Below are 17,175 nucleotides of genomic sequence, written 5' to 3'. Positions count from 1 at the left end.
CGGCGTCCGCGGCGCTACAGTGAGCCATGGCCGCTTTCCTGTTGAATCCGCAAACCGCCGACTACGCGCACTTCGACGAGGAGACGCGGCGGCTGCTGCGGGCCACCGTCGACTTCTTCGAGTCGTACGGCAAGAAGCGCCTCCTGCAGGCCGATCTCGACGCCGACTGGGTGGCGGACTTCCTCGCGTTCGAGAAGCGCGAGAAGCTGTTCGCCACGTTCCTCACGCCCGCGGCCTACGCCGACGGGGACCCGAACCGCCGCTGGGACGCCGCCCGTAACGCCGCGCTCAGCGAGATCCTCGGCTTCTACGGCCTCTCGTACTGGTACGCCGAACAGGTCACCATCCTCGGCCTGGGGCCGATCTGGATGAGCGCCAACGAGGAGGCCAAGCGCAAGGCCGCGCGGCAGCTCGCCGACGGCGGCGTCATGGCCTTCGGCCTCTCCGAGCGCGCGCACGGCGCCGACGTCTACGACACCGACATGATCCTGACCCCCACGGGCGACGGCGGCTTCACCGCGTCCGGCACCAAGTACTACATCGGCAACGGCAACGTGGCCGGGATGGTCTCGGTGTTCGGCCGCCGCGCCGACGTCGAGGGGCCCGAGGGCTACGTCTTCTTCGCCGCGGACAGCGGCCACCCGGCGTACGAGCTGATCGACAACGTCGTGCACTCGCAGATGTTCGTCTCGACGTTCGCGTTGCACGACTACCCCGTCTCCGCCGAGGACGTCCTGCACACCGGGCCCGACGCCTTCGCCGCCGCGCTCAACACCGTCAACGTGGGCAAGTTCAACCTCTGCCACGGCGCGATCGGCATCGGCGAGCACGCCTTCTACGAGGCGATCACGCACGCCAACAACCGGATCCTGTACGGCCACCCCGTCACCGACTTCAGCCACGTGCGCGCCAATTTCGTCGACGCCTACGCCCGGCTCGCCGCGATGAAACTGTTCAGCGACCGCTCCGTCGACTACTTCCGCAGCGCCAGCCGCGAGGACCGCCGGTACCTGCTGTTCAACCCGATGACGAAGTCGAAGGTCACGTCCGAGGGGGAGAAGGTCGTGACCCTGCTGCTCGACGTCATCGCCGCCAAGGGGTACGAGAAGACCACGTACTTCCACCAGGCCAACCGGTACATCGGCTGGATGCCGCGACTCGAGGGCACCGTGCACGTGAACGTGGCGCAGATCCTCAAGTACATGCCCAACTACCTCCTCAACCCGGCCGAGTACCCCGAGGTCGGCACCCGGCTCGACGCCGCCGACGACGCCTTCTTCTTCGCCCAGGGGCCGCTGGGCGGCGCGAGCAAGGTGCCGTTCGCGGACTGGACGACCGCGTACGAGGCGGCGTCGGACGAGCCCAACGTCGCGATCTTCTACGAGCAGGCGAAGGCGCTGCGCGACTTCCTGCTCACCGCGCCGCCCGACAAGGCACAGGCCGAGGACCTCGATTTCGTCCTCAACGTCGGGCACCTCTTCTCGCTCGTCGTCTACGGCCAGCTGATCCTGGAGCAGGCGGCCCTGACGGGGCTCGATCGGAGCCTGCTGAGCCGCATCTTCGACGTGCAGATCCGCGACTTCTCGGCGTACGCCGTCGGCCTGTACGGCAAGCCCGGAGCCACGGCGGCCCAGCAGCAGTGGGCGCTCGACGCCGTGCGCCGACCCGTCGCGGATCAGGCGACCTTCGACCGGGTGTGGGACCAGGTCGCGGCGTACGACGGCGCCCACGAGATGCGCCCCTGAGCTGTCGGGGACGGGGCGCCCAGTACGGTTGACGCATGCCGCGCACGCTGCTGGTCACCAACGACTTCCCGCCCCGCCCCGGAGGCATCCAGACCTACCTCCAGGCCTTCGTCCGGCAGCTGCCCGCCGACGAGCTCGTGGTCTACGCCTCGCGCTGGCGCGGCAGCGAGGAGTACGACGCCGCACAGCCCTTCGAGGTGGTCCGGCACCCTACGACCCTGCTGGTACCCACCCCCGACGCGTTCTCCCGCGCCCGGGACCTGGTGCGCTCCCGCGACATCGAGACCGTCTGGTTCGGCGCCGCCGCGCCGCTCGCGCTCTTGGGCGCCCCGCTCAAGGACGCCGGCGCGCTGCGCACCGTCGCCTCCACCCACGGCCACGAGGTGGGCTGGTCGATGCTGCCGCCGTCGCGCGCCTGCCTGCGCCGGATCGGCGACACCACCGACGTGACCACGTACGTCAGCAAGTACACCCGCGGCCGGTTCGCCGCCGCCTTCGGCCCGCGCGCCGCGCTGGAGCACCTCCCGCCCGGCGTCGACACCGACGTCTTCCGGCCCGACGATGCCGCCCGCTCGGCCCTGCGCGCCCGCTACGGCCTCGGCGAGGACGAGCCCGTCGTGCTGTGCCTCTCGCGGCTCGTGCCGCGCAAGGGGCAGGACATGCTGATCCGCGCCCTGCCGCGGATCCGGAAGCAGGTGCCCGGCGCCACGCTGCTGATCGTGGGCGGCGGCCCCTACGCGGACACGCTGCACAAGCTGGCGCGGGAGACCGGCGTCGAGGATCAGGTGATCTTCACCGGGACGGTCCCGTTCGACGAGCTCGCGGCGCACCACAACGTGGGCGACGTCTTCGCCATGCCGTGCCGCACCCGCGGCGCCGGCCTCGACGTGGAGGGTCTCGGCATCGTCTTCCTCGAGGCCTCCGCGACGGGGAAGCCCGTGGTGGCGGGCGATTCCGGCGGTGCGCCAGAGACCGTGTGGGAGGGCGAGTCGGGCCACGTGGTGCCCGGCCGCGACGTCGAGGCGATCGCCGACGCCGTCGCGGGCCTCCTCGCCGACCCCGACCGGGCCGCGGCGATGGGCGCCCGCGGGCGCGAGCTCGTGGCCGAGCACTTCGACTGGCGTCGTCTCGGCCACCGCCTCCAGACCCTGCTCAACCCGTACTGATCCGCGGACCGTCGGACAGAGGAACAGAACCGCCGCACCGGGATCCGGTGCGGCGGTTGGTTGTTCGGGTGCGACTACTTCGCGTACAGCTCGGCGATGTCGTCGGCGTACTTCTGCGAGACGACGTTCCGCTTGACCTTCATGGTCGGCGTCATCTCGCCGGTCTCCTCGGAGAAGTCCTCGGGCAGGATGCGCACCTTCTTGATGGCCTCGGCCTTGGAGACGGTCTCGTTGGCGGCCGCGACGGCCTTGTTGATCTCGGCCAGCAGGTCGGGATCGTTGCGCAGGTCGGTGACGGTGGCCGATTCCGGCTTGCCGTTCGCGGCCTTCCACTGCGGGAAGGCCTCCGGGTCGATGGTGACCAGCGCTGCGATGTACGGCTGCGCGTCGCCGACGACCATGGCCTGCGAGATCAGCGGGTTGCTGCGCAGCGCGTCCTCGAGGCCGGCGGGGGAGACGTTCTTGCCGCCCGCGGTCACGATCAGTTCCTTCTTGCGGCCGGTGATCGACAGGTAGCCGTCGTCGTCGATGGAGCCCAGGTCGCCGGTGTGGAACCAGCCGTCCTCGATCGCCGTCCTGGTGGCCTCCTCGTTGTGCCAGTAGCCGCGGAAGACCACGGAGCCCTTGAGCAGGATCTCGCCGTCCTCGGCGATCTTCGCGGCCTGGCCGGCCAGCGGTCGCCCGACGGTGCCGATCTTCTGCGCGCCCGCGACGTTCACGGTGATGGCCGCGGTGGTCTCGGTGAGGCCGTAGCCCTCCATGACCGTGACGCCCACGCCGCGGAAGAAGTGGCCGAGCCGCGCGCCCAGGGGAGCGCCGCCCGAGATCGCGACCTTGCAGTTCCCGCCGAGCGCGGCCTTGAGCTTGCCGTAGACGAGCTTGTCGAAGAGGGTGTGCTTCGCCTTGAGGATCAGGCCCGCGCCGCCGGTGTCCTGCGCCTGGCTGTACTCGATCGCGGTCTGCACGGCGGCGTCGAAGATCTTGCCCTTGCCGCCGTCGACGGCGCTCTGCTGCGCGGAGGCGTAGACCTTCTCGAAGACGCGCGGGACCGAGAGGATCAGCGTGGGCTTGAAGATCGAGAACTGCGGCACCAGGTTCTTGGTGTCGTTGAAATGGCCGACCAGCGCGCCGCCCTTGAAGCAGGCGATGTTGACGGCCCGGGCGAGCACGTGCGCCAGCGGCAGGAACATCACGTTCGAGCCGCCGCGGATGGCCTCACCGAAGGGCGAGCTGAGGATCGCCTCGGCCTCGCTCATGAGGTTCGAGTGGGTCAGCTCGCAGCCCTTGGGTCGTCCGGTGGTGCCGGAGGTGTAGATCAGGGTCGCGAGGTCCGCGGCGGTGACGTCGGCGCGACCGGCGTGCACCTGCTCCTCGGTGATCGCCGAGCCCTCGGCGGTGAGGGTCGCGACGGCGCCCGGGTCCCCGTCGGTGGGGTCGATCTGCAGCACCCGCTGCACGTTGTGCAGGCCCTTGAGCTCCGCGACCTCGGCCGCCTGCTTCGGGCCCTCGATGATCATGAGGACCGCGTCGGAATCCTCGAGGATCCAGTCGATCTGCCCCGACGAGCTGGTCTCGTAGACCGGCACGGTGACCGCGCCGACGGCCCAGATCGCGAAATCGATGAGCGGCCACTCGTACCGGGTCGACGAGACCAGCGCGACGCGGTCGCCCGGCTTCACGCCCTGCGCGACGAGGCCCTTGGCGACACCGAGGATCTCCTGCTCGTACTGCTTCGAGGTCACCGGCTCCCAGGTACCCGCGACGAGACGCTTGATCCGGACGCTGTCCGGGTCCGTGCGGGCCACATCGAAGACGACGTCGACCGTGGAGGCCGAGGGGTCGATGGTGTAGTTGGCGGGAACGCTGATCTCGCGCACGAATCCTCCGGGTCGCAAACGGTGGTGTTGTGGTGAACCTTACACCGCTGTTCGAGGCGCCTTCCGGGCCCGAACCGACCCGGCACCGTCCGCCCCGCGGCCGGATGTGTGAAGCTTAGGAGGTGAGCACCATCCAAGTGGCCGACGTCGCGTTCGTCGCCGCCCACCCGAGTGCCGTGGCCGCCGCGATGGCGGGCGCGCAGCGGTGGCGCGGCTGGTTCCCCGACCTGCGGATGACCGTCACGGAGGACCGGGGTGATCTCGGGATCCGCTGGAAGGTCGACGGTCCCGTCACCGGGACCTCGGAGTTCTGGATCGAGCCGCACCTCGACGGGAGCCTGCTGCACTACTTCCTGCACGCCGAGCCGAAGGCGCCCATGACCCCCGAGCAGATCGTCGCCGACGTGCGCGAGCGCCGGGTCCGCGGGCACGACGTCATGTTCGACGTGAAGTTCACCGCCGAGAACGGCCGCGTCCTGGGCGGCCCCGCCGCCGGGGAGGTGGAGCGTGTCTGACGCGGAGCGCACCCGCGAATCCATCGTCATCGCGGCGCCGCCGGAGCGGATCATGGCCGCGATCTCCGCCTTCGACCGCTACCCCGAGTGGGTCTCCGCGGCGCGCGAGGTCACCGTCCTCGAGACCACGAACGAGGGGCTGCCCCGGCGCGTGCGGTTCGTGCTGGAGGAGGGCTTCCTCCGCGACACCTACGAGCTTGAGTACCGCTGGGCGCCCGGCGGCCGGTCCGTCGAGTGGGACCTCGCGGCGAGCACCCTGCAGAGCACCCAGCACGGCCGGTACGACCTGACCCCGACCGCCGACGGTGCCGGCACCACCGTGACGTACACCCTCGAGGTGACCCTGCAGATCCCGATGCTCGGGATGCTCCGCCGCAAGGCGGAGAAGGCGATCACCGATACCGCCCTCAAGGAGCTCAAGCGCCACGTCGAGGGCGAGTCGGCGGCGCAATCCTGATGTCCGGGGAGGGCACCGCGACCCGCCTGCTGCTGGTGTCCGGGGCCGGGGGAGCGGGCCGGACGGTCCTGGCGACGGCACTGGCGTCCCGCGCGGCCGGTCGCGGGCGCACCCTGCTCGTCACCGTCGGGCGGGTCGTCGATCCGCTCCTGGCCGACGGGACGGGGCCGTTCGACCACGTCCACCTCAACCCCGTCGAACTGCTCGCGCAGTGGTGGGCGGGCCTGTCGGCCACCGTCCGAGCCGGCCGCGGGCTGGCCGACGGTGCCGACGCCGGGGCGTCCGGATTCGACCCCTTCGCCCTCGAGCCGCCAGAACTGACGGGGCTCGCCGACGCCGAGCACGTCCTGGTGCTCCGGGCGATCCGCGGGCACGTGGAATCAGGCGCGTACCGCACCGTCGTGGTCGACGGCCCCGCGTTCGACGGCCTGGTCTCCCTGCTCACAGCCCCGTCGTCGCTGGCCGCGTACCTGGAGCGGGTGTGGCCGCGGCACGTCCGGCTCTCCGGGCCCGCGGCCGGCCCCGCCGCGGGGGCGCTCGCCGCGCTGCTGCTCGCCGAGCCGCTCGCGGGGCTCGCCGACCAGCTGGCGGCGTTCGTGGCGGATCGGGCGGCGCTCGAGCTGGTGCACGTCGTGACCGGCGATCCCGGCCGCCCGGCCCGCGCCCGCGAGGAACTGGCCGCGCTGGAGGTGCTCGGACTGCGCCCGGTGGCGCTCGTGCTCAACCGGCTGATCGCCGTCGACGACCGGTTCGCCCTGGACCTGCCGCACCCCGCGGTGCGCCTCGTGCGGTCGCGGGTGGCCGCGCAGGACGACGCGCGGGAGTCGCTCGCCGAGGTGGCGACGGTGCTCGACCGCCCCGTCGTCGAAGTGGCGGAGTCGGCCGATCCCGTCGTCACGCCCGCCGCAGCGGGGACGCTGGACTGGGACGCGGCCGCGATCCTCGACGCCGCGCCCGCGGTCGTGCCCGTGCCGGAGGTCCGCCCGCTGGGCGGCGCGGGCCTCGACGCGCGGTACGAGTGGTCGGTCGCGCTGCCGCTGGTCGACCCCGCGACGATCGGGCTGGGCCGGGTCGAGGAGGACGTCGTCGTCGAAGCCCAGGGTGTGCGGCGCCGGATCCGGCTACCGTCTGTGTTGCGCCGCTGCGTCGTTGCGGGCGCCACGTACGAGGAAGGGGAGTTGCGCGTGACCTTCGTCCCCGATCCGGAGGTGTGGCCCCGTGGCTGATCCGACACCCGATCCCTCCGAGGAGTTCCTGACCTCCGCTGCGCGCCTGTTCGAGACCGCCCGGCCCTGGATCGCCGCGGCCCTCGCCGAACACTCCGCGCACCCGGACGGCGAGCCCGGCGGCTGCCGGTTGTGCGCGCTCGGCGGTGCCGTGGGCCGGCACATCGAGCCCTTCGCCGCCGAGGCCTCGAAGTCCTTCGGCCACTTCGCCGACGAGGTGCTGGCCGACCTCCTGCGGCTCGCCGAGGAACTGCTGGGCAGCGCGCGGATCGCCGCGGCGGCCGTGGCGGCCGACTACCTCGCGACCGTGGGCGGTGAGCCCCCGGTGGACCCGCAGGCACCCGCCGCCGAACCCGCCGAGCCCCCCGCTCCCTCATCGCAGGCGAGCGGGTACGAGCGCATCGACGTCCGGCTGACCGCCTCCGAGGAGGACCCTTCCGCATGACGCTGACGATCGGCATCGACATCGGCGGCACCTCGGTCCGCGCGGGTGTCGTGACGGACGACGGCACCGTCGTCGACACGGCGCGGGCGGAGACCCCGCGCAGCGCCCGCGCCCTGGAGCGCTGCCTGGACCGCGTGGTCCAGGAACTGTGCGTGGAGCACGACGTGAAGGCCGTGGGCCTCGCCGTCGCCGGCTTCCTGGATCCGGCGCGCCGGACGGTGGCGTTCGCGCCGCACCTGCCGTGGCGTGATGCGGCGGTGCCCGCCGAGATGACCGAGCGGATCGGCCTGCCGGTGGTCATGGAGCACGACGCGAACTCCGCGGCGTGGGCCGAGTTCGTCCACGGTCCGGCGCGGCAGTCGCGGGTCACGTGCGTCGTCGCGCTCGGCACCGGCATCGGTGCGGGCCTGCTCATCGACGGCTCGCTGTACCGCGGGGCCTTCGGGGTCGCGCCGGAGCTCGGCCACCTGCAGGTGGTTCCCGACGGTAGGCCGTGCGAGTGCGGCAAGCGGGGGTGCTGGGAGCGCTACTGCAGCGGCACCGCCCTGGTGGAGACGGCGATCGACCTGATGGGCGGGCAGGGCTCGCGCGGCGTGCTGCTCGCGCGGGAGCTCGCGGACGACCCGGGCTCGCTGACGGGGCGCAAGGTCGCCGCCGCCGCGGAGGCCGGCGACCCCGTCGCGCAGGAGGCGGTGGGCGAGCTGGCCCGCTGGCTGGGCGTCGGCCTCGCGATGGTCAGCGACGTCTTCGACCCGGACCTCATCGTGCTCTCCGGCGGCGTCGGAGCCTCGTCGCGGCTGTTCCTCGACGACGCCCGGGATCACTACGCGCAGCAGCTCACCGGCGGTAGGTACCGCCGCAAGGCCCGCATCCGCGCCACCGAGCTCGGCGAACGCGCCGGCATGCTCGGCGCCGCCGCCCTCGCGCGGGACGCGGTCCGCGCCTGATCGCACGGCGCCGTGCGCGCGCCCTCGGTAGAGTGAAGCGCAGCACGTCGGGTCGGGGATCAGGAGCAGGTCACATGTGGTGGATGGTCTTCAAGTGGGTCCTCATCGGACCGGTACTGCGCCTGCTGGGGCGCCCGCGCGTGGTCGGCGTCGAGAACCTGCCCAAGGACGGCCCCGCGATCCTCGCGAGCAATCACCTCGCGGTGATGGACTCGTTCTTCCTGCCGCTCATGGTTCCCCGGCCGATCAAGTTCCTCGCGAAGAGCGAGTACTTCACCGGTAAGGGCCTCAAGGGCGCCTTCAAGAAGTGGTTCTTCTCCTCCGTCGGCTGCATCCCGATCAAGCGCGGCAGCGCGAGCGCGGCGCAGGACGCGCTCAACGCCGGCGTCGGTGCGCTCCAGGACGGCCAGCTCCTCGGGCTGTACCCGGAGGGCACGCGCAGCCCCGACGGCCGGCTGTACAAGGGCAAGACGGGCATGGCCCGCATGGCACTGGAGACCGGCGCACCGATCGTTCCCGTGGCGATGGTCGACACCGAGAAGTTCAACCCGCCCGGTTCGACGCTGCCGCACCCCACGAAGGTGCAGATCCGCATCGGTGAGCCGCTGGACTTCTCCCGGTTCGAGGGCATGTCCGGCAACCGGTTCATCGAGCGCGCCATCACCGACGAGGTGATGTACGAGCTGATGAAGCTCTCCGGCCAGGCGTACGTGGACGTCTACGCGCAGGACGTGAAGGACGGCGTCGTCGTCCCGGGCGACGAGCGCGAGGCCGGCGCAGCGTAGCGTCGACCCCCGTGAAATATTTCTACGACTCGGAGTTCATCGAGGACGGGACGACCATCGAGCTGGTCTCGATCGGCATCGTCGGCGAGGACGGGCGCGAGTTCTACGCCGTCTCCACCGAGTTCGATCCCGAGCGCGCCGGGCCGTGGGTGCGCGCCAACGTGCTGCCCAAGCTGCCGCCGCCCGCGAGCAAGTCGTGGCGGTCGCGCGCCGCGATCCGCGACGGCGTGCTCGACTTCCTCACCGCCGGCCCCGGCGACATCGAGCTGTGGGCGTGGGTCGCGGCCTACGACCACGTGGCGCTGTGCCAGCTCTGGGGACCGATGACGGCGCTGCCGCGGTCCATGCCGCGGTTCACCCGCGAACTCAAGCAGCTGTGGGACGAGCAGGGCCGGCCGCACCTGCCCGCGGCACCGGCGGACGCGCACGACGCGCTCGCCGACGCCCGGCACAACCTCGCCAAGTACCGGGCGATCACGGGCGGATAGACCCGGCGTAATCTTTCTCACGTGGCAGTGAATTGGACCGTCGACGTCCCCATCGATACCCTCCCCAAGCTCCCGGCGCTCCCGGGTGACCTGCGCGAGCGCCTCGACGGCGCGCTGGCCAAGCCGGCGCTGCAGCAGCCGAGCTGGCCGCGGGACCAGGCGGACGCGATGCGCACGGTGCTGGAGTCGGTGCCGCCGATCACCGTGCCGCCGGAGATCGAGTCGCTGCAGGACCAGCTGGCCGAGGTCGCCCTGGGCCGCGCCTTCCTGCTGCAGGGCGGCGACTGCGCCGAGACCTTCGTCGACAACACCGAGCCGCACATCGCCGCGAACATCCGCACCCTCCTGCAGATGGCCGTCGCGCTGACCTACGGCGCGTCCATGCCCGTGGTCAAGGTCGCGCGGATCGCCGGGCAGTACGCCAAGCCGCGCTCCTCGGACACCGACGCGCTGGGCCTGACCAGCTACCGCGGCGACATGGTCAACGGCTTCCCGCCCGAGGAGGCCGTCCGCAAACACGACCCGTCGCGCCTGATCCGCGCCTACGCCAATGCGAGCGCCGCGATGAACCTGGTGCGCGCCGTGACCGGCTCCGGCATGGCCGATCTGCACAAGGTGCACGAGTGGAACCGCGAGTTCGTCGCGAACTCGCCCGCCGGCGCCCGGTACGAGGCGCTCGCCGCCGAGATCGACGGCGGCCTGCGATTCATGGCCGCGTGCGGCGTGGAGGACCGGAACCTCAAGTCCGCGACCATCTACTCCAGCCATGAGGCGCTCGTGCTCGACTACGAGCGCGGCCTGCTGCGCCTGGCCGACGATCCGGAGGACCCCGAGGCCCAGCAGGTGCTCTACAACCTGTCGGCGCACTTCCTCTGGGTCGGGGAGCGCACCCGCCAGCTCGACGGTGCCCACATCGCGCTGATGGAGCTGATCCAGAACCCGATCGGCGTGAAGATCGGCCCGACGACCACGCCCGAGCTGGCGGTCGAGTACGTGAAGAAGCTCGACCCGCACAACAAGCCCGGCCGCCTCACCCTGATCTCCCGCATGGGCAACGGCAACGTGCGCACCGCGCTGCCGCCGATCGTCGAGGCTGTCGAGGCGACGGGTCACAAGGTGATCTGGCAGTGCGATCCGATGCACGGCAACACCCACGAGTCCTCGACCGGCTACAAGACGCGTCACTTCGACCGCATCGTCGACGAGGTGCAGGGCTTCTTCGAGGTGCACCGCGCGATCGGCTCGCACCCGGGCGGCGTGCACGTGGAGCTCACGGGCGAGAACGTCACCGAGTGCCTCGGCGGCGCGCAGGACATCTCCGACGCCGACCTCGCCGGCCGTTACGAGACCGCCTGTGACCCGCGGCTGAACACCCAGCAGTCGCTGGAGTTGGCCTTCCTGGTCGCGGAGATGCTCCGCGGCTGATCACACGAGGTAGCGGACCTCCCGGACGGCGGACTCGCCCGCCGGGAGCCCGTCGCCGCCGGGCGTCACGGTGAGGGATTCGCCGCGCGCGACGGCCATCCGGATGTCGGACATCTCCCGCCGCGACCACGGCTCGCGGCGGAAGAACATGTCGTCCAGGCCCTTGACGAACCACGACGCCGAGAACGCCAGGATGCCGACGACCTCGGCCACCCAGAGCGGGCCGAAGTGCAGGGGCAGCGTCGTGTGCGTCCGCGACGCGAGCAGGCACAGGCCGCCGACCACCACGATCGTCAGCGCGCACCCGAGGTGGAACCGCCAGCCGAGACGGTTCGACACCTGCGCGAGGAGCCGCGTCAGCCGCCCGCTTCCGGTCGGGGCGAGCGCCGGCCGCAGGAACGGGTTCCGCCGGTCGTGCAGTGCCGTCAGCACGCACATGAGGACGAACATGCCGAACACGACGGCTGCGGCACTCAGGTGCACGACCGACGTGTCGAAGGGCAGCCGCTGCTGGAGGGGCGTGGGCAGGGGGATCGCCGATCCCGCGCCGCATTCGCCGACGGGGATCGGGCCGGGCAGCTTCGTCGGGAAGACGGCCACGAGCACGGCCGCGACGCCGGCCACGGTGCTCGCCGCGTTCGCCACCGATCGCCGGTTGAGCTTGTAGGAGAACAGCAGGAAGCCGACGATGCCGAGCCCGATGACGAAGACGTCGCGCGCCCCGGAGTGGTAGTACGCGCTCAGCGAGTCGCGCACGCGCACGCAGCCCTCGCCGAGGGCGAGGAAGTCGACCGCGATCAGCGCCACCGGCAACAGGACGCCCACCAGGCCGCCGTGGAACCGGATGGTCAGGAGCGACCGGACCGAGTCGGACTGTTCGATGGCGCGCAGGTCCTCGGCGGGCATGACGTCCGCGGCGCACCGCCGGGACGAAGGGGAATCGTTGTGTGTCATAGCATCATCCATTCCCAGGTGCGCCCGGAACCACCGCTGGGTCGAGGCTAGCAAGTGCGATGTGCCGGCGCTTCCCGTTCCGGCGACGCGGAACCGGGAGGAACGGGCCACAATCGGGGCAATCTCCTGACCGTGCCGCCGGAGTCCTGGGACCATGCGTACATGGGTGCCTACGCCGACGAGTACCGCCGCAGCATGTCCGATCCGGAGGGGTTCTGGGCCGAACAGGCCGCCGCGATCGACTGGATCGTCCCGCCGTCGCGGGTCCTCGACGACGCTGATGCGCCCCTCTACCGGTGGTTCCCGGACGCGGAGCTGAACACCTGCGTGAACGCCGTGGACCGGCACGTCGCGGCCGGACGGGGGGATCAGCCGGCGGTGATCCACGACTCCGCGATCACCGGCGAGGTGCAGACGCTCACCTACGCGCAACTGCTGGACCGGGTCGCGAAGTTCGCAGGCGTGCTCGCCGGACTCGGCGTGGGCAAGGGCGACCGGGTCGTCGTGTACCTGCCGATGATCACCGAGGCCGTGGTCGCGATGCTCGCGTGCGCGCGGATCGGGGCGGTGCACTCGGTAGTCTTCGGCGGCTTCGCGGCGCCCGAGCTCGCGGCGCGGCTGGACGACGCGCAACCGAAGGCGATCGTCACCGCGTCGTGCGGGCTCGAGGGCTCCAAAGTGTTGCCGTACCTGCCGATCGTGCACGCGGCGATCGACGCTGCGACGGCGAAACCGGACGCCGTGGTGGTGTGGCAGCGCCCGCAGCTGACGGCGGAACTGGGCCCGCGCGATCACGATTGGGCCGCGGCGGAGACGGCGGCGCGGCCCGCGGACCCGGTCGCGGTGAAGGCCACCGATCCGCTGTATATCCTCTACACCTCCGGCACCACCGGTAAGCCCAAGGGCGTGGTGCGCGACAACGGCGGACACGCGGTGGCGCTGGCCTATTCGATGCGGGCGATCTACGACGCGCACCCGGGCGAGGTGTGGTGGACGGCGTCCGACGTGGGCTGGGTCGTGGGCCACAGCTACATCGTCTACGCGCCGCTGCTGATCGGCGCCACGACGGTGGTGTACGAGGGCAAGCCCGTCGGCACCCCCGACGCCGGCGCCTTCTGGCGGGTGATCGAGCGGCACGGCGTGAGCAACCTGTTCACCGCGCCGACGGCACTGCGCGCCATCCGCAAGGAGGATCCGGACGCCGAATTCCTCACGCGCTCCGACGTCTCCAGCCTGCGGACGCTGTTCATGGCGGGGGAGCGGCTCGACCCCGACACCTACGAGTGGGCCGCCGCGAAGCTGGGCGTGCCGGTGATCGACCACTGGTGGCAGACGGAGACCGGCTGGCCCATCGCGGCCAACCTGCGCGGCGTGGAGTCCATGCCGGTCAAGCCGGGCAGCGCCACCGTCCCGGTGCCCGGGTTCGGGGTGCGGATCGTCGACGACGCCGGGCAGGACGTGGCCGCGGGCGCCGAAGGCGCCGTGGTGATCTCGCTGCCCCTGCCGCCCGGGACCCTGCCGACGCTGTGGGGCACCGACCAGCGCTACATCGACTCGTACCTCTCGACCTTCCCCGGCAACTACCTCACCGGCGACGGCGGCTACCTCGACGACGACGGCTACCTCTTCGTCATGGGCCGCACCGACGACGTGATCAACGTCGCGGGCCACCGCCTCTCGACCGGCGCACTGGAGGCGGCGATCGCCGGGCACCCGGCGGTCGCGGAGTGCGCGGTGATCGGCGTGGCGGATCAGCTCAAGGGGCAGCTGCCGCGGGCCCTGGTGGCGCTCAAGGCCGGCGGCGACTGGGACCACGACGCGGTGCGCGCGGAGATCGTGCAGCAGGTGCGCGAGACGATCGGCGCCGTCGCCGCGCTCAAGGAGGTCGCGATCGTCGCGGCGCTGCCGAAGACGCGCTCCGGCAAGATCCTTCGCCGCAGCATGCGCGCCATCGCCGAGGGCCGCGACGAGGCGGTCCCGTCGACGATCGAGAACCCGGCCGTCCTCGACGACCTGCGGGGCGTGCTCCGCGGGTGAGCCCTCAGCGCTGCAGCAGCGGCGCGCTGCGGTAGCTCCACAGGCCGATCGTGCTCAGCGCGTCGCGGTAGATGCTGCGCAGCTCGTCCGCCGACGGCGTCGCCAGGTCGGCGAGCGGCTTGTCCACGGCCGCCACCGAACTCACGGTGAACGTCGCGGGCAGGTTCTCCCGCGCCGCGAGGATCAGGTCGACGGTGCCGCGCCGCACGTGGCTCGCGGAGCTCACCACGATCGCGTGCTCGACGCGCTTCGTCGCGAGCACGTACGAGCTGTACAGCGCGTTCTCGACGGTGGTGCGGGCGAAGTTCTCGTCGGTGATCCGCGCGGCGTCGACGCCCCGCTCGACGAGCCAGGTCTTCATCAGCCTGCCCTCCGTCTTCCCGGCCTGCTCCACGCCGCCGGTCACCACGATCGGCGCCGCGGGCAGGGCCCGCGCCACCTCCAGGGTCTTCTCCAGGCGCTGGATCAGCGGCGCGTCCATCGTGCCGTCCTTCTTCAGCGCGTAACCGAGCACGACGATGCCGGTGGTCGGCGGGGCGATCCGCGGCGACGAGTCGGTCAGCGTGGACGCGACGGCCTGATCGATCGCGGCGAACAGCGCCTCGACCTCCGGGACCCGGTCCGGCGCGACCCGGCGTAGCTGTTCGACCTCGGCGGCCGAGCCCGCGGCGTCGCCCAGGAAGCGGTTCCACACCGCGAGGTAGGTGTGCGCATCGTCGTCGTCCGGCGCGAAGGCCAGGACCTGGCGGTAGAGCTCCAGGGCGCCGGGGACGTTCTTCTGCGCGATCCGGGCCGACGCCGCGCTGAACAGCAGGTCGGCGCGGTACGGCGCGAGCGCGGAGGCCTCGAGCAGCTTCTGCTCGACGACCGCCATGTTGTCGACGGTCTTGTCGGTGTTGCCCGCGGTGGACGTGCGGGTGGGGTTGTCGAAGGCGTCCTTGGCCTCGGCGAGCAGCGCGGCCACCTGGCTCGCGACCCCGCGGGCGGCGGCCGACGAGGACGCCGACGAGGACGTCGGCGCACCGTCGGACGAGTTCGCGGTGCAGCCGGCGAGCGTGATCGCGGCGACCGCGGCGAGGGCGACCGCGCGGGTCAGGACGGAGGTCCGGTTCATGGCGCCCACGCTATCCCGCGTGCCGGGGCCCCGCCGGGGATCAGTCCGCGCGCTGAGCGAGCTTGAGCAGGCGGCCGAGCAGCTCGTCGCCGGCGAGCTCGGTCTCCGCGGCGTCGCGGTCGGCGGCGACGGCGGCGTCGTGCTCCCCGTGCACCTGGGTGTGCAGCTGCTCCATGCGCCGGTCCAGCTGTTCGGCGATGGCCGCGGCCGCGGACAGCTCGTCCTGCAGGTGGCCGGGGACGGCACCGTCGTACTTGTAGAAGATCTTGTGTTCCAAGCTGGCCCAGAAGTCCATGGCGATGGTGCGGATCTGCAGTTCGACCGGCACGTGCACGGGGCCGGTGGAGAGGAAGACGGGGATCTCGATGATCGCGTGGAGACTCTTGTAGCCGTTGGGCTTCGGCTCCGCGATGTAGTCCTTCACCACGACGACGCGCACGTCGTTCTGCGCGGTGATGGTCTCCAGGATCCGGTAGGTGTCGGCGATGAAGCTGCACGTGATCCGGATGCCCGCGATGTCGGTGATCGCCTCGCGGATCAGCGGCAGCTCGGGGGCGATGCCGCGGCGCGCCACCTTCTTGACGATGCTCTCGGGCTTCTTGATCCGCGAGGTGACGTGCTCGATCGGGTTGTACCGGTGCAGCTGCAGGAACTCCTCGCGGAGGATCGTCACCTTGGTGAGCACCTCCTTCACGGCGAACTGGTACTCCATGAGGAAGCGCGTCAGCTCGTCGCGCATGCGGCGCGCCTGCGCCAGCGTCGCGGCGTCGGGCACGAAGCCGGGATCGAACGGCGCGGGGCTGCTCATCGACGGTTCCCGGACGTCACGGCAGGGCCGTGACGGTCACCGTCGACCCGGCCTGCACGCGCGTGCCCCCGCCCGGATCCTGCCAGATGACCTGGGACTTGTCGGAGGCGAAGATGCCGTTCACCTTGACCTGCAGTCCGGCGTCGCGCAGCACGGAGCGGGCCTGGCCCACGTTCATCCCGGTCACCGAGGGCACCGTGACCCGGGAGGCCATGGTGACGGTGACGCGCTTGTTCGCCGGGTCGACGCGGCCGCCCGCGGACGGGCTCGTCGAGGTGACCACGGAGCCGGAGCCGGTCTCGCCCGTGAGCTCGGCGACCAGGCCCGCGCGCTGCAGCAGCTGCTGCGCCTCGGCGGACGTCTTGCCGATCACGTCGGGCACCGTCAGCGCGTTCGAGACGAGCAGCGTCACGCTGCCGCCCTTGTTGACCTGACCCGATGGGTCCGTGCCGAAGACCTTCCCGGCCTCGGTGCCGGAGTCGAACTGCTGCTGGGTCTCCTTGACCGTGAGGCCCGCCGCACGCAGCAGCGCCGTCGCCTCCTCGGGCGTCCGGCCACGGACGTCGGGGATGTCGACGGGCTGGTTGCCGGCGGAGGCGACCACGGTCACCGTCGCGCCGACGGCGACGCGGGTGCCGGGCGTGGGCGAGAGGCCGATGACGCCGCCCTGTGCGATGTCGCGGCTGAACTGCGCGGGGCCGCGCTTGGGCACGAGGCCGTTGTCGCGCAGCTGCTTCTCGACGTTCTCCGGGCTGTCGCCGGGGCGGAACTGGGGGACGGTCGGCCGGCCCCGCGAGTACTCGATGGTGACGGTCCCGAAGCGGCTGATCCGGCTGCCCGCGGACGGGTCGACGCGGGTGATCGTGTCCTCGGTGATGTCGTTGCTGTACGTGCCCGCCAGCTCGACGTCGAGGCCGGCGTCCTTGATCGACTTCTCCGCCGCAGCGCGGTCCATGCCCGTCACGTTGGGCACCGTCGTGTACTGGCCGGAGGCCAGCCACCAACCCCCGAACGCGAGCAGCAGCGAGACGACGGCGATGAGCGCGACGATGATCCACGACTTCGCGCGGTTCTTCCGCGGCGGCGTCCAGGGCTGCGACGCGGTCTCGGACGGCAGCGGCTCGTGCATGGTCTCGGCGCGGGTGTGCTGCACCGGGGTCGGCGGTACGGCGGGCTGGGAGAGGGT

The 17,175-nt window shown here is 71.6% G+C and carries 16 protein-coding genes; 11 read left to right on the top strand and 5 right to left on the bottom strand.

What is annotated here, in order from left to right; all coding sequences use genetic code 11:
• The first annotated feature begins 26 nt into the window (after positions 1-26).
• Positions 27-1,745 carry an acyl-CoA dehydrogenase family protein gene (locus tag LB823_RS15140; protein ID WP_224648063.1) on the top strand — a complete coding sequence of 573 codons (1,719 nt, stop codon included), beginning with the start codon at positions 27-29 and terminating at the stop codon, positions 1,743-1,745.
• A gap of 35 nt (positions 1,746-1,780) precedes the next feature.
• Positions 1,781-2,911: a glycosyltransferase family 4 protein gene (locus tag LB823_RS15135; protein WP_224648062.1), complete on the top strand. Its 1,131-nt coding sequence runs from the start codon at positions 1,781-1,783 to the stop codon at positions 2,909-2,911.
• Positions 2,912-2,985: 74 nt separating this feature from the next.
• On the opposite strand, the gene LB823_RS15130 is transcribed toward LB823_RS15135, so the two are convergent.
• Positions 2,986-4,788, bottom strand: coding sequence for a long-chain fatty acid--CoA ligase (locus LB823_RS15130; RefSeq protein ID WP_224648061.1), 1,803 nt, complete (start codon positions 4,786-4,788; stop codon positions 2,986-2,988).
• Positions 4,789-4,910: 122 nt separating this feature from the next.
• On the opposite strand from LB823_RS15130, the gene LB823_RS15125 reads away from it, so the two are divergent.
• The 8 genes from LB823_RS15125 (at position 4,911) to LB823_RS15090 (ending at position 11,076) form a co-directional block, all read left to right on the top strand.
• Entirely contained in the window at positions 4,911-5,303 is a 393-nt protein-coding gene (locus LB823_RS15125; protein ID WP_224648060.1) for a hypothetical protein, read from the top strand.
• A complete protein-coding gene (locus LB823_RS15120) occupies positions 5,296-5,760 on the top strand; it encodes an SRPBCC family protein (protein WP_224648059.1) in 465 nt (154 codons plus the stop codon). Before LB823_RS15125 ends, LB823_RS15120 begins: the two co-directional genes overlap by 8 nt.
• On the top strand, positions 5,760-6,986 hold the full coding sequence (locus LB823_RS15115; RefSeq protein WP_224648058.1) for a hypothetical protein: 1,227 nt from the start codon (positions 5,760-5,762) through the stop codon (positions 6,984-6,986). Before LB823_RS15120 ends, LB823_RS15115 begins: the two co-directional genes overlap by 1 nt.
• Positions 6,979-7,431, top strand: a complete 453-nt coding sequence (locus LB823_RS15110) for a hypothetical protein (RefSeq protein WP_224648057.1) — start codon at positions 6,979-6,981, stop codon at positions 7,429-7,431. The genes LB823_RS15115 and LB823_RS15110 overlap by 8 nt, the downstream gene beginning before the upstream one ends.
• The gene (locus LB823_RS15105; protein ID WP_224648056.1) at positions 7,428-8,378 is read left to right on the top strand and encodes an ROK family protein; all 951 of its coding nucleotides are present in this window, start codon (positions 7,428-7,430) and stop codon (positions 8,376-8,378) included. Before LB823_RS15110 ends, LB823_RS15105 begins: the two co-directional genes overlap by 4 nt.
• A 74-nt stretch (positions 8,379-8,452) precedes the next feature.
• The gene (locus tag LB823_RS15100; protein ID WP_224648055.1) at positions 8,453-9,163 is read left to right on the top strand and encodes a 1-acyl-sn-glycerol-3-phosphate acyltransferase; all 711 of its coding nucleotides are present in this window, start codon (positions 8,453-8,455) and stop codon (positions 9,161-9,163) included.
• Positions 9,164-9,174: 11 nt separating this feature from the next.
• Positions 9,175-9,651: a polyadenylate-specific 3'-exoribonuclease AS gene (locus tag LB823_RS15095; RefSeq protein ID WP_224648054.1), complete on the top strand. Its 477-nt coding sequence runs from the start codon at positions 9,175-9,177 to the stop codon at positions 9,649-9,651.
• 27 nt (positions 9,652-9,678) lie between these two features.
• Positions 9,679-11,076 (top strand): class II 3-deoxy-7-phosphoheptulonate synthase, encoded by a 1,398-nt coding sequence (locus LB823_RS15090; RefSeq protein WP_224648143.1) that lies wholly within the window; start codon positions 9,679-9,681, stop codon positions 11,074-11,076.
• Here the strand turns inward: LB823_RS15090 and LB823_RS15085 are convergent, their stop codons facing one another.
• Positions 11,077-12,030, bottom strand: a complete 954-nt coding sequence (locus tag LB823_RS15085) for a hypothetical protein (RefSeq protein ID WP_224648053.1) — start codon at positions 12,028-12,030, stop codon at positions 11,077-11,079.
• Between the two features lie 162 nt (positions 12,031-12,192).
• Here LB823_RS15085 and LB823_RS15080 point away from each other — a divergent pair, with 162 nt between their 5' ends.
• Positions 12,193-14,067: an acetate--CoA ligase gene (locus tag LB823_RS15080; RefSeq protein ID WP_224648052.1), complete on the top strand. Its 1,875-nt coding sequence runs from the start codon at positions 12,193-12,195 to the stop codon at positions 14,065-14,067.
• A 4-nt stretch (positions 14,068-14,071) separates the two neighbouring features.
• Here the strand turns inward: LB823_RS15080 and LB823_RS15075 are convergent, their stop codons facing one another.
• From LB823_RS15075 to LB823_RS15065, 3 genes are all read right to left on the bottom strand, one after another.
• Positions 14,072-15,181 (bottom strand): YdcF family protein, encoded by a 1,110-nt coding sequence (locus LB823_RS15075; protein WP_224648051.1) that lies wholly within the window; start codon positions 15,179-15,181, stop codon positions 14,072-14,074.
• Between the two features lie 40 nt (positions 15,182-15,221).
• Positions 15,222-15,989, bottom strand: a complete 768-nt coding sequence (locus tag LB823_RS15070) for a GTP pyrophosphokinase family protein (RefSeq protein WP_224648050.1) — start codon at positions 15,987-15,989, stop codon at positions 15,222-15,224.
• A gap of 16 nt (positions 15,990-16,005) precedes the next feature.
• Positions 16,006-17,175, bottom strand: a 1,170-nt coding sequence (locus tag LB823_RS15065; RefSeq protein ID WP_224648049.1) for a PASTA domain-containing protein, incomplete at its 5' end; no start/stop codon positions are given.

Origin of the sequence: Tsukamurella sp. M9C, from assembly GCF_020169415.1 — a bacterium.
In the GTDB taxonomy this organism is placed as follows: domain Bacteria; phylum Actinomycetota; class Actinomycetes; order Mycobacteriales; family Mycobacteriaceae; genus Tsukamurella.
The sequence above is the reverse complement of the archived record's forward strand: the minus strand, read 5'-3'. Positions and strand labels throughout refer to the sequence as shown.